Raw genomic sequence first — 13,503 nt, forward strand, 5'->3', positions numbered from 1 at the left:
TTAAATGTCTATTCAACATAAGGTATTTTTATCTGCACAGAGCTGTGCAGCTTATTAAAGTATTCAACGGCGATTAGTTAAAACAGTTAAACCAATTCTAATCGCTCTCTGGAGGCTTTATTTATGGTTGTTGGCATTATGGGGGATTGCTGTTTTTTTATCACTCCACGGCTTATCGCTATTTGTAACTTTTCAAATATTGAACCAGAAAATGTGGCTGCAGAAGTGGATGGTATTGCTTCTAGCTGAACCCCATAGCGTAGGCTATCAATTGCTTGCATAGATAGTTGGCACGCATATAAGGCTATTTGATAAAGCTTCATTGGCGTTAATTCACTATGCTCTGGGCTTAGGAACGGTAGCTGAATAATGCCCAGACCTAAATTCTCTGGCAGATCGCCATTTTGCTGCAGTTTACTAAGGTGGCTGATAACTTGTTGTAAGTTATTGTCGTGTTCAAAGCATAGGTTTAACACGCCAGGACGTGAGATGAAAACATGGCAATACGGCAACATAGAAAGGGCATTAAAGATGTTTTTATGTTGGTCATTTAACTTATCAATACCAGAGTCAATGTCTTGATTGAGCAGTTCCTGGATGACAATAACAGCCAGAGTTTTGGTGGTTCCCTGAGCGAGATGTTGCTCTAAATTAGTTAAACCTGGTAACTGGGTATAGCGCTCAAGAATAGCCAAGTTGCGTAATTGAGTTACTTTAGATTGCTTATCGTTGGTCTTTATCCACATAAAAAAGATGGTAAAGGCTAACAACAGAGATAAAAAAGTAAGTAAAATAATGAACTGAAATAACTTTTCTTTATTAGATTTTATAAGGTTGCTTTGTTGTTGAGCTTTTTTTAATTGATGCTCGATTTGTTGCAGGTTTTGCTCCATCGATAAGCTGGCAACAGCGGGTGTAGTGGTTACTTGTTCATTTATAGTTTGTAGGGTTTCTAATGCCCCTTGGTAGTCATTATTCGCTTGCTGACTGGCTATTTTTAATGGTAAAAGCGTTGTTAACGCTTCAGAATTATTAGTGCTTTGGGCGAGAGCCTGAGACTCTTCGAAATGCAATATCGCTTTTGTATATTGCCCTTGCTGGTGGGCAATTTTTCCAAGTAGTATATGAGTAAAGATTGAGAATTTAGTGATTTGATTATTTTTAAAAAACTTATGGGCAATACTAATATGATGTTGTGCTTTATCTAATTGATTTAGTTTGAAATATGCTTCGGCAATATTCAGGTTGCTGGTAGCAATATTGATTTTTCTTCCTTTACTGATGTCATGTTTTAATACTTCGAGATGCAAGTCTAAAGATTCGTGCCATCGCTCTTGTTGATAAAAAATAGATGCCAATAAATGATGGCTGTCAGCCAGCTCCGAGGGCATATTATTTTTTTTAAATAGTTGCTGAGCTTGATTCGCATACATTTCAGATAGTGCATATTGTTTGAATTCTTTATGGATCCAAGCAATATGATTTAACATACTCGCTCCCTGTATGGGGGCATTTATGTTATTAAAAATATCTTTTGCTAAGGTAAATTCATTAAGGGCGAGTTTCAATTTTTGTTGTTCAACGTATAAATGGCCTCTGATCCTGTGCAGCTTTGCCCTGAGGTAAGGATGGTTGATTTTGTCGGTAATCGCTTTGGCGTTTTCGAGTAATGGCCATTGAGAAGCTGCAGAATCAATTAGAATACCTAACATAGCTTTACTGAAGTAGGCCTCAACATATAACCATTGGTGTAAAGTTTTTTTAGGTGATAATTTGAGTTGGAAGATGTGGTTAATTTCATCTAATGCTGAATTGAAATTGGAATCTCCCATCATATATGACTTGGCTTTGATTAAGTGGCTCACACCCTGTTGATAAGCGGTTTTGGGTTGATTGGCTAGCCATTGAGATAATTCATTTATTTGGATTGAAGGGCTGGAGTATGAGGCTCGGTGCCCAATTAAGCTAAGCTTATAAGAAAGAATTTTATCCAAGAGTTCTGAAGTTGGTAGCTTAAGCTTGTTTGCTTGTCGCTTTAGAGTAATGTCATTTTTTAGTAGTCCAGCCAATTGCACCTGTGATTCAAATAATGAAAGATAATGACGCGGGTTCTCATTTATTTTCTTATGTAAATCAATGATGTTTAGCTTGAATATATCCTCAGATATACTTTGCCAGCTAGTCATTAATATTGACAGTGTTAGTAGGAAACGTCTTATCACTTTAGGCTGCCTGAATACTACAAAGGCTTTTACAACATTACCCCATGTTAACCTTAAAACCTTCATGTAGGGAACTACAACGAAGGTATTTTGCTTGAACAATTATCATATTGAGTTTTTATTGATTGGTTATGCTAAGCAATATTTCACTGAGCTTATTGATGAACTTTTAGCACTCATCACTCAATAATCTGTGCTGAAGTGATGTTTATTGTTATTGCTAGTAATAAATGAATGAATAAGCCTCACATGGGTAAGGCTTATTCTATATCTTTCAGCTATTTTAAAAAATCAGGAAGCTTGTTAGGGTCTTTAAATTGCTCTACTAAGCTGTCGAGACGATCAGTGTGCTTTTCCTGTTTACCCACAGGAAGCGCAACTTGAGCTGGAATGAGGGCTTGGTATCGGGCAATATGCTTAGCGATTTCAGGGTGGCCGATTAAGTTATTTTGTTCTTTGGGATCATTATTATGATCATAAAACTCCTCACTACCATCGCGGTATAGAATGTATCTATGATCATTAGAGCGAATGGCGAAATTTTTATAGAACCAGCTGGTAAGTACTGGTTTGTCCCATTCTAAAGATGGATCATTAATAAGTGGTAACAAGCTGTTACCATCGGCATGAGGTTGTTGCTGATTACCCATAACTTCATTAAAAGTAGGGTATAGATCCAGTAAACTTATGGCAGAGTTGACTTGGCTACCAGCGTATTTTGTGCCGGGCATTCTTACGATAAATGGTACTTTGGTTGATTCTTCCCATAAGCTCATTTTACGCCAATTCTTTTTTTCACCTAGGTTTTGACCATGATCAGAAATAAGCACCACCATAGTGTTTTCACTCAAGCCAGAAGCTTGAAGCTGTTTTAATACTTTACCAATTTGGGCATCCACAAAAGTGGTACTAGCAAGGTAACCCTGAACCAATTGTCGCCAGAATTTATCCCCTAACTTTTCAACGGCAGCGTGGTCGCCACCAGGCACGAGCCCCATAGTCATCGCTTTACCATACAGTGGAATGTTGGCCATATCCGTCGCTTTAGGCAGAATAATGTCATCAACAGGGAAGCGGTCAAAGTACTCGGTAGGTGCGGTAAAAGGCACATGGGGGCGAATAAACCCCAAGGCCATAAAGAAAGGCTGATCAGATTGTTGTTTACCCAGCTGCTTTAACTGATCAACGCCCCAATTAGCAATGACTTCATCTGGCATTAGGCCATTACGCATTTTATCGCGCGGAATCGCGCCTGCAGATAATGATGTACCAGCTGTGACTCCTAGTTCCTTATGCAGACGAGTTCCGCCAACAGGAAAAGGGTAATACTTATTTCCACGGCCTGTATCTCCCATGCCATAGCCTTCACCATCCGCCAGTTGCTCGATACCTGGCATAGTGAGTTCTTCATCTAAAAAGCTGTCATACCATTGCCCATGTAAAGTGGTGTTGTGCTTGTTAATCTTAATATCAGTAGTGTCTGTTACCCAGTTATGATAAATCTTACCTGCACCGTGCAGACTATAGCCTGCGGCTTTAAAAAGCTGTGGAAGATGCGGGGTGTTAGGGATCACTTTGTGGGCGCTTTTCCAACCTGCATTGGTGTAAAGCCCTGAATTAATGGGATGTATGCCAGTCATAAATGAGGCTCTAGAAGCAACGCAAACAGGAGCAGAAGCATGAGCATTAGTAAAGGCAATACCCGATTGAGCTAGGGCGTCAATATTAGGTGTTTGCGCTTGGGGATGAATTTTTTGGTAGCCTACCCAGGCATTAAGGTCGTCGACAACTAAAAATAATACATTAGGTTTGCTGGTAACCTTTTCCTCAAGTTGGACTTGCTGTTTGGGGCCATAGCTACATGCAGATAGTAAAAATGCAGCGGTGGTTGCAATAACAGTTTTCAAAAGCTTCATATTCGTTATTCTTATGACATTACAATTGATTAGCAAGTCACCTTAACATGAGCTCTGGTTCGCTTGTGGGCATTTAAGCTTTATGTTTCGATTATGGAAAGGCTAGCGTTTTGTAAATAACAATCGCGCTTACTATTAGATAGCCGTTTAGTCGGCCGAAGTGTCACTAATTAAGGTAAATTAGGGTGCCATGGCACCCTAAAGGTTGTTTGCTTTAAAGGCTAATATCGGTAAAGCTTGGTAGATGTTGTAAAAACTTTTGCTGAACTTCCAGATAGGTTTCTTGATAAATACGGTCAATGCTCTGGCCATCTAAAAATGCCTCTGAAAAACCCTGTTGTTCTTTATCGATTGAGTGTTTCGCTGCTTCAATAAAATGTGCAATTAACATTCTTGGATCTTCTAATCCGACGCCAATTCGCATTGTCGTCGCATATATGCCTGATTTTATTTGAGCATCTTGATTCAGTTCGGAATGAGTGGTTAATCCAGGGCAGAGTGCCACCGTATTCGTTTGTCCAAGGCTAACTTGCATACCAATAGCCGGTTCAAGCATATCGTAAAACTTTTTAAAGGTTGCTTTAGATAAGCCATCACTGCCTGATTTTCCTTCCATATTGATGGTGAATAGTGAAGCTGGTAGCCCTAAATACATATTTTGCTGACAGTGAGAGTAGTTATCACTGTTGGCAATACCAGGACAGGAAACATTTATCTGGGGATGTTCATTTAAAATGCGGGCAAGAGATAGAGTATTAATGGCTTTTTGGATCACACGTAGTTCATAGGTTTTCATGCCATTAAGTACTTCAAAGGCTTTGTCGGCATCTAGAAATGCCCCTTTAACGTAATAAACGTTCCAAAATAAAGTCTGGTCCCAATTAATCGTCACGGTATCGCCATTTGGCTTTATAAACTCAACCTTTTCCCCTTTAGGAATAAACATGTGTTCAATTCGACCAATGACAACACCTGCTGTTGTGGTTCCAGAACCAGCAAGCTCTTTGGTATAGGAATGGATAACAAAATCGGGTCGTTCCATTATATTTGAACGCTTTAAAATGGGGTGTAATAATGGTGTTCCAACCGTTGAATCGACCACTACGGTGCACTCTTTTTTATGAGCTTGATAGCAGATCCCTGCGACATCTAATACATAGCCATGGGGATTACAGGGTGATTCAAGATAGACTACCATTTTTTTACCGGCAGCAAGTTTAGCGGCATACTTTTGTTTAGCATGATCAATAGCAATGGCAAACTCATCAGCAGAATAACCATCAACCCATTCAACACTGATATTGAGGTTGTGGGGCTTCGCAAAAAAGTCTTCAATTAATTGATAAGCACCACCATAGATATTACGCGATACTATCATGATATCTTCATGGCATAGCAGGTGGCTCAACAGGCCATCAATTGCGCCCATGCCTGAGTTAAAGTTCCAAGCGAGATATTTATCTGCATCTTGTCCTGCTTCGAGTTCAACCATCTGATTGGCTAAAGCTATCGATGTTGGATTCATGAGTCTTGAATAGATATCGTGCAGAGGCTCTTTGCCATTAAAGGCATCTTCGATCCACTCTGTACAGGCGAACATATAAGTGGCGGTTCTGGTGATAACAGGAGTGGCGGAAAAGATGGCCGCGACATTATTAAAAACCGGGTAAACGCCTTTTGATGCAAAATGACCGTTGTTGTTAGCAATAGTTCGGTAACTTGCTTGGCTTGGTTTTTGTAAATTATCTAAGATTTTGGCCAATTGGAAAGATAAAAAACGTTTGGCATTGAACCATGCAATGCGATCTCCTTTGTCTAAGCTCGCTAAGCCGTCCACCGTGATTTGCCACAGATCATGGGTTTTATTATTAGCTTGATACAAGGTTGCCGCAAGTTCAATCATAGCTTTACCAAAGGGGGAATCGGCATCAACCCCAAAGTGCTGCGCTTGCTCAGTTGCTAACGCTAGGTGATGTTCATGTTTAGTCGTGTTTCTAAGGGGACTAAGTTGGTTGGTAAAATTCATGCTAACCCTTGTTGTTGTTTTTTTGTTAACACCATTGTAGGCAAGCAATACTTTTTTAGATTGCGTTTACAAGAGTATTTGCGCTTGAAAGTTATCAATAATTGCTTAAATATAGGTGTTTTGTTAAATAAGTTGCGAAAGGGTCATGGATAGCATAGATAAGAAAATTCTTGATGAGTTACAAAAAGATGCCAAGTTAACCAATCAAGAGTTGGCGACAAAGGTTTCTTTATCACCTGCACCTTGTTTAAGGAGAGTCAGAGCTCTCGAACAACAAGGCATTATTCAAGGATACCATGCCAGTGTCGATCAAGAAAAATGTGGCTTAAGTATTAATGCCTTTGTACTTATTAAAATGGTTAGGCCAACCGAAAGCATAATGAAAGCATTTGAGGATCATATCAATCGCGTGGAAGAGGTGGTTGAATGCTTTTTAATGACTGGCGCCCATGACTACATGCTGCATGTGGTGAGTCCATCTTTGAAAGAGTATGAAAAGTTTGTTCGCAGGGAACTGAACATGTTTGAAAGCATTGCTTCAATCGAATCTAGTTTTGCTTTTGGGCAAGTAAAACGGCTCACCAGAATCCCTATACCCCGCTGATTTTTTGCTGTTTAAAATTAACGTTTAAATTAAAAGATAAACAAAACAATGACTTATGGGTGAATTGTGATTGAAGATTTAGCACAAAAAAGCTTGTTGCAGGCTTCCACTAAATGATCGCCATTGGTAAGTTTGTTTAGGGTAATTTGATTGCTGCTTAATAACTGACCATCAATATACCAATCTATGCCTTTTTGATTGCTCTTCAATTTAAGTGTTGATTGCTGGTGCTTAAATAAATGCGTTAAGTTTTCTGGCGACTTAATCACTAATTCTTGAGAAAGTAAATTAGCTAAATTCAGATGCGATAAAGATTGCTTTGAATTGATGATGCTGCCATCAACTTTTAAAGTCTTAGGGATAAAACTATCGATGATATAGGCCCCAGCTTGGCTGTCTGAACAAGTGTTCGATGCTGTTGCTGTCGCCTTGTGGCATGGCTGGATTTGGCTCACCCTGTTAGGTTTTTCTATTTTATAGGTATCCGGGGCAAGGCTATCAAAGACATCAAATAGAATGGGCCCAGCACTGATGCGACCCAATTGATTATGAACGGAACCGCCATCCGCTCTGCCTGTCCAAACACCCACGGTATAATCGCCACTAACCCCTATAGCCCATGCATCTCTTTGATTGGAACTTGTGCCACTCTTCCAAGCTATTTTTCTTTGATAAGCGGGTATACGATAGCTTGGGCCTAACTGCTGGGATAAAATTTGAAAAGTAATATAGGCAGATTCAGGACTTAAGAGTGGCTTGTTTGGGCAACCAGAGCTGCGACTTTTCCAAGTAAGAGGGCAATATAAGCCATTTCTGGCTAAGCTGCGGTAAAGCTGAACTAACTGCCATAAGCTTAGCTCTGCTCCCCCAAGAGCGAGAGAAAGGTTTTGTTGTTCGGGGCTGATTTGAATATGTGCCTTGTTAAGCAAATTAATCAAGCTTGTGATCTCGATAGTATTGAGTAATTGCACTGCCGCAACATTTTTGGATTGTATTAGGGCTTCATCAGCTTGGATGAGTTGTTGATACTTCTTGTTAAAGTTTTGCGGCCGATAACCGTCGAAACTATGAATGGTATCAATTAAAGAGCTTTTACTATGGATCCACTGTTGCTCGAGTGCTAAAGCATAAATAAAAGGTTTTAATGTTGAACCTGGAGAGCGTTTTGCCCTTACCAGATCGACCTGTCCATCAATTTCTTTATTCCAAAAGTCAATCGAGCCTAGATACCCAAGAATGTTTGCTGTGTCGTTTTCGATAACAATTATGGCAATGGAATTATCATAATTAAGAAGAGGTTTATATACATCGGCAATAAGGTTGAGTTGATACTGAACTTGTTCTGAAATTGTGGTTCGAATAATACTGCTTTTAGTGTGTTGCCTCAGCCAAGCTGCAATGTGCTCGCTATAAACCTGTTGTTTTAAAGGCTGTAATTCGAGAGGTTGCTCTAAGATAGCATCGAGTTGTAATTGGCTTAAAATATGATTTTGATAAGCACGCTGAGCGACCTTGTTGCGCATTTTTATTGCAAGTTCAGGATACCTATCTGGGCGGTAAGCCGATGGGCGCTGGGGGAGGGCGACCAGTAATGCGGCTTGAGCCCTAGTAAGTTGCTGGGCTGACACACTAAAGTAAAATCTTGAGGCCGCTTCAATGCCTAGGTAATTACCACCAAAAGGAATTTGATTAACATATCTTTGCAAGATTTGTTGCTTGCTCAGGGTAAATTCATATTTTAGGGCAAAAAATAATTGCTGTAATTTACCCAAAACTGTTCTCGGGATGTTTTGTTCAATCCTCACAAGTTGCATTGTGATCGTTGAACCACCAGAGATAACTCTACCATTACTTAACCACTGTTTTAGTGCCCTTAATAATGAGCTAAAATTAATTCCATAATGTTCAAAAAAGTACTTATCTTCATAATTAATAAGTAGTTTTAGGTACTCCTTACTGACGTTATCGAGTTCAACATCAAATTGATATTGACCTTTAGCGTTACTGTACCTGTGCAACACATGTTGCTGTTGGCTAAGGAGCAATGCACTGGGATATTGAACTCTGTTTTTAGTAGTGATTGGTGATAAAAACCAAAACAACAGTGATGCCATGATTACAAGCATCACTGTTGTTACAACATATTTATTGAGCATTATCTATGATTGAAATTTGCTTAAATTGTGGATAGCTAATGACATGCTTTTGTGGTTGGTACATGCTTTCTATATACATAGGTGGAACCTGATACAAGCCAGAATTTTGAGCTTTTATACTATAAATAAATGCGTATCGGTTGTTTTTATAGAAGTGATCTGCAATCACAAACCTATCATTTCTATGTTCAATAAGATCAAATTTATTTAAGTGTTTTATCACAATTCCATCTTTATCTTTGGGTTCAATATGGTTGTAATTGAGTGTGCCACTAAGAGCGGGATTGTCTACTTCAAAACCAGCTGGGACTTTATCTACTAGCATACCCTGCTTGATTGTTTCACTGACAGAGAAGGTGCCTACGACATAGAGACGAGTACCCACACTCACCGCTTCCCCTAGATAAGGTGAGCCATCTTGGTAATAGTATTGCTTGGTTGTAGATGCGTAAATGTTACTTTCTTTGTCCAGCCCTACTGCAGAGTATCCATTGACTGTGGCATCAAAATATAAAGGGAAATCATTGTTATTGATTAATTCTCCATGGGACTGCTCAACCAAGTTAAGGTTATTTTCACCAGTAAAAGACTTTCCTGAATGGTCGTCAGAAATCATGAAGTGTGTGTTAGTTGGCTGATAGTTATCAGCTTTTAGTAGAGCGATTTTATCTTGGGTGCTCAAATAGCTTTGTTGATGTTGTTGTAAATACACATCTAAAAACCAATTAGCATACAATGTATTGAAATTTTGGTATTTTTTAGATAACTCCAACATGAGGCTGGCGATTAAAGAGCGATCTCTAATTGCTGAACCGTAGTCACCAATGTATTTATCACTTCTAACAAATTTAATAGAATCCATCAGTTCAATGGCCTTGCTAACATCGCCGACATGAGCAAATGCACTAGCGATATAAGCTTGAGAAAGGCTATTAATTTGCTTTTCTTCGCTACTGCTCTGTGGGCTTAATGTGGCTAACATTTTCATATGTGCAGGCGTATAGTTGCTATCTGCTGTAGATTCAAATTCCTCATGTAACAGCAATAACTCGCCTCTAGGTATGCGCCCTTGTTTAGCAAGAAGGTACGCAGCGTATGCTGCTACGGCAAGGTCTTTCGAGGTTTTATCCGCTTTTTTCACATAGCTTTTTAATTTGGCATTGGTTTTGGGGTTCCAAGCATCTTTGTAGATGGCCGGATATTGCTCTTTTAGGGTTAATAAGAAATCGGCAACATAGCTTGTTATCCAAGGATCCTCACTATGTTTACTCCATAATCCATAGGCACCACTATAGCTTCTTCTTTTATTGATGATGTTGGTGGCGCTCGCTAAAACATCTTCGATAGTCTCATCGTTTAATTTGTTGCTAATTTTGTCTTTAATCTGTGGGTGTTGTAGTAACCAAACCCAAGCTTTCGAGGTCGTTTGTTCGGTACAGCCGTACGGGTATTGCAGCAGCGAACCAGATATAACATTGAGATTAAGTTCAGGCTTGGTGCTGATTAATAAGTGTTGTTTAGGTGCTTCTAACCCACTAAAAAGTGCTGTGTTGAGTGAAAAGGACTGGTTAGGTTCAACAATTTCAATTTGCTTGCGAGTTTGTTGTACTCCTGTCGGGTGCTGAACAGGTACCTTCCAGGTGCGGTGTTGACTCTCGGCTGCTAGGTTAGGATCAACAAATGAGGCCTTTAAACCAATGCTAATCACATCATCAATGCGATTAAGCAGCGTTTTTGTAACATCAAAATTGATTTGGTTTGAGGCCTTTTCACCTTTGTTAAGGGTGACGCTTCCGGTGGTCAGTGATGCAGTCAGGCCTGTGGGTAATTGGACCTGATAATCAATCGCTTGCTGAGCATCATCCATATTATGAATAACAACACTTAAGCTGGTTTTATCACCTATCACTAAGTTGTTGGGTAGGTATAGCTCTGCAACTAAGGGAGCAAAAATGGCCAAATCTTTTTGATAGTGACCGAAGTTGTTATCGTCAAAAGCGATGGCAACTAGATCAACTTCGCCGTTATAATCAGGTATATCTAAAGAAACAGTCGCCTGGCCATTCTCATCTAATTCTATGAGTTTACTAATAATTGATAAACTTTTGACTTCGAGTAATTGAGATGCACTACGATTGAGTTGTTTTCGATAAGAAACACCAACATCTGAGCCAAATTTGGCCTCCGCAAAGTTAGAATATAAATGACCATATTGATTATATAAATTACCCTTTAAAGAAAAAGGGTAGCCATTTTGTTGGTAAAAGTGGTCAAATGGATTGTTTATAGTATAGCCGCTGATATTCGTTACCCCTTTATCAACCATACTAATAACGGCATGGCCCTTTCCTTTCAACCCTGAAACATTTAAATCAATCGTTAACGGTTTATTGGGCCTAGGGGGATTTTTAGTTTCTAACTGTACTGCCAGTTTATTATCATCTCGATTAATTTTAAGAGGTACAATATCAATACTCTGTTGTATTGGCTGGCCTTGTGTTGCAACCATTAAACTTGTGGTTAAAAATAAGTCGGTACGGTCATGCTCAACGGGTATTTCAATGACTTGCTTTCCAGCCTCAACTAGACCTAGGTTTTTTTCCCATAAAACCTCCTGGGAAGTTAACGCAATATTCACTCTGCCGGCCTGTGGGATGTGAATACTTAGCAACGCCTTAGCGTTTAACTCATAAGTACTTTTATCTAATTTTGTTTCAAGTTTACCTGGGCGGTTGCCAGTATCATTGTCGTACCAGCTGTTATAAAACTCATATTCAGTATTATTTACATTCACATCGCTGGCATCAGTATCAATGCTTGCTAATACTTTGAAATGGCCTTTATCTAAATTGAATTTGACGTCGGTAATACCGCTAACTGCTTGAGTGACAGTGTCATGGTACACCCAGGGGTTTTCATGTTTGGTTTTTTCCCAACCTTGGTTTTCAATATAATGCCAAGAATAATTACCGCGGTAACTGTAGATGTCTAAATTGACTGTTGCCTCTTTTAAGTGCTGGTTTATTGGTGTAATGATTCCAGCTTTAAAATGGATCGATTCACCATATTCGGGGCTGGTATTAACTGGCCTTAAAGCAATAAAGGCATCATCATTGGGTAAAATGATATAGCCAAAGCTCTTGCGTGCTAAGGTATTACCATTTTCTAATATCTCAACATCAACAGAAGCCTTAACTGGCGCTACATGCGACCCAAAATCAGTCGGCAGCTCAATAACAGCATCACCATTTTGGTCGATAGTTTGTTGGCTTAACCGCTTTGTCGTGTATGCCCCTGGCTGATTGTCATCTAAGCCAACTTTGTATTGGCTATATTTATCCCATAGCTTAGATTGCTGTGAAAAGCGCACAGAAGTGACGACTGTGTTGCCCGTGGCATTCGCACCAAATAAGTATTTAACATTCAGTTTTAATTGGTTGGGGTCATTAGCGATAACGACTTTATTGCTCACATCACCTGTGATGCTGACTTTCTCAGGTTTAAACTCTTGTACTTGAAAGTAAAAGGTATCGATAACTGGACTATTTTCACTGGTTCTAAATTCAACTCTCCAGCGGCCAATAGAGTCGGAAAGTTTTGTTTTCCATTCATAGAAACCGTGAGTAGTGGCTTCAATGCGTTGTTGTTTTACTTTTGATTGATAAGGGTTTAAAAGTGTCACATGTAACGGTTGCTCTAAAGCTAAGGTACCATCATGGTTTCTTAATAAGGCTCTTAACTCAATCGTTTCATTAGGTCGATAAAGGTCTTTAGTGCTCCAACTATAGACTTTGTGATGTTGAAATTTTGGTCCAGAAATTCTCTCAAAATCGTTTAGATCAGCGGCTCGGTCACTAATATTTAGGATAGCTAATTGATCTTGGTAGGATGCAACAAGGACACCTCTATTAAGTTGTAATGGCTGGTTGATGTTGTCATAAGAATTAATTTCAGCCCCATCGTAGAATACTTTTAGTTTTACATCTTGTAATTCTTCGCCAGTGTTAAGATCAAAGGCTTTTAGGTATGACAGTTTACTTTGGTTATGACGACGAATTTGTAGTCCTAGTGAGCTGACATGAATAGGGAAGTATTCGCTTTGCAACTTAGCGGTATTTCTTATTCTAGCGATATACCAACCATCTTTTATATTGCTCGGGAGGGCTAAGCGTGCTGAATGCTCAATATTTTGCTTTGGGTTCTCTAACTTAAAGCGTTCTAGCCAAACACTTTGTAGGTCATTAATCACTCGTTCGATTTGATATTCGCTTAATTTTCCCCCCTGAGTACTCCAGTCTCTTTGGGAGATAACTTTGCCGGGCTTATTTAGCCATAAAAGTTCTAGCTCAACTTCGGTTACGTTTTTATAGCTGATCGGTAGGTAACCCATCTTTTTCGTTAAAACAGGGCCATTTTCTATAGGCGCTACACTGGTAAGGGAAATTTCCAGTTCAGACTCATTAGCATTGTACTGAGCCAAGTTGTTGTTCTTTGCATTAGCATAGAGACTCAAGCTTAAACTCATATAACAGATACACACTTTAAATATGTTTATTATCTTTTTATTCATCTTAGCATC

General features: G+C 39.3%; 6 protein-coding genes. 1 reads left to right on the forward strand and 5 read right to left on the reverse strand.

Features of this window, described 5'->3' with window-relative positions; translation table 11 throughout:
• Positions 1 to 86: 86 nt before the first annotated feature.
• The 3 genes from GFB48_RS05990 to GFB48_RS06000 form a co-directional block, all read right to left on the reverse strand.
• Positions 87 to 2,186 carry a lipopolysaccharide assembly protein LapB gene (locus GFB48_RS05990; protein ID WP_163932598.1) on the reverse strand — a complete coding sequence of 700 codons (2,100 nt, stop codon included), beginning with the start codon at positions 2,184 to 2,186 and terminating at the stop codon, positions 87 to 89.
• 314 nt (positions 2,187 to 2,500) lie between these two features.
• On the reverse strand, positions 2,501 to 4,138 hold the full coding sequence (locus tag GFB48_RS05995; protein ID WP_163932601.1) for a sulfatase: 1,638 nt from the start codon (positions 4,136 to 4,138) through the stop codon (positions 2,501 to 2,503).
• A gap of 214 nt (positions 4,139 to 4,352) precedes the next feature.
• Positions 4,353 to 6,164 carry an aminotransferase class I/II-fold pyridoxal phosphate-dependent enzyme gene (locus tag GFB48_RS06000; protein WP_163932604.1) on the reverse strand — a complete coding sequence of 604 codons (1,812 nt, stop codon included), beginning with the start codon at positions 6,162 to 6,164 and terminating at the stop codon, positions 4,353 to 4,355.
• Positions 6,165 to 6,309: 145 nt separating this feature from the next.
• On the opposite strand from GFB48_RS06000, the gene GFB48_RS06005 reads away from it, so the two are divergent.
• Complete coding sequence (locus GFB48_RS06005; protein WP_163932607.1) at positions 6,310 to 6,768, forward strand: Lrp/AsnC family transcriptional regulator; 459 nt, start codon at positions 6,310 to 6,312, stop codon at positions 6,766 to 6,768.
• Between the two features lie 53 nt (positions 6,769 to 6,821).
• Here GFB48_RS06005 and pbpC read toward each other — a convergent pair whose 3' ends face one another.
• Positions 6,822 to 8,894 (reverse strand): penicillin-binding protein 1C, encoded by a 2,073-nt coding sequence (pbpC, locus tag GFB48_RS06010; protein WP_240464833.1) that lies wholly within the window; start codon positions 8,892 to 8,894, stop codon positions 6,822 to 6,824.
• Between the two features lie 19 nt (positions 8,895 to 8,913).
• The gene (locus tag GFB48_RS06015) at positions 8,914 to 13,494 is read right to left on the reverse strand and encodes an alpha-2-macroglobulin (protein ID WP_163932613.1); all 4,581 of its coding nucleotides are present in this window, start codon (positions 13,492 to 13,494) and stop codon (positions 8,914 to 8,916) included.
• Positions 13,495 to 13,503: the final 9 nt, after the last annotated feature.

This window comes from Paraferrimonas sp. SM1919 (assembly GCF_010993985.1).
Lineage (GTDB): Bacteria > Pseudomonadota > Gammaproteobacteria > Enterobacterales > Shewanellaceae > SM1919.

What these genes read in the sequence shown, in the direction of transcription:
- GFB48_RS05995 (WP_163932601.1), bottom strand. Translation starts at nt 4,138, where the DNA reads ATGAAGCTTTTGAAAACTGTTATTGCAACCACCGCTGCATTTTTACTA.
- pbpC (WP_240464833.1), bottom strand. Translation starts at nt 8,894, where the DNA reads ATGCTTGTAATCATGGCATCACTGTTGTTTTGGTTTTTATCACCAATC.
- GFB48_RS06005 (WP_163932607.1), top strand. Translation starts at nt 6,310, where the DNA reads ATGGATAGCATAGATAAGAAAATTCTTGATGAGTTACAAAAAGATGCC.
- GFB48_RS05990 (WP_163932598.1), bottom strand. Translation starts at nt 2,186, where the DNA reads ATGACTAGCTGGCAAAGTATATCTGAGGATATATTCAAGCTAAACATC.
- GFB48_RS06000 (WP_163932604.1), bottom strand. Translation starts at nt 6,164, where the DNA reads ATGAATTTTACCAACCAACTTAGTCCCCTTAGAAACACGACTAAACAT.
- GFB48_RS06015 (WP_163932613.1), bottom strand. Translation starts at nt 13,494, where the DNA reads ATGAATAAAAAGATAATAAACATATTTAAAGTGTGTATCTGTTATATG.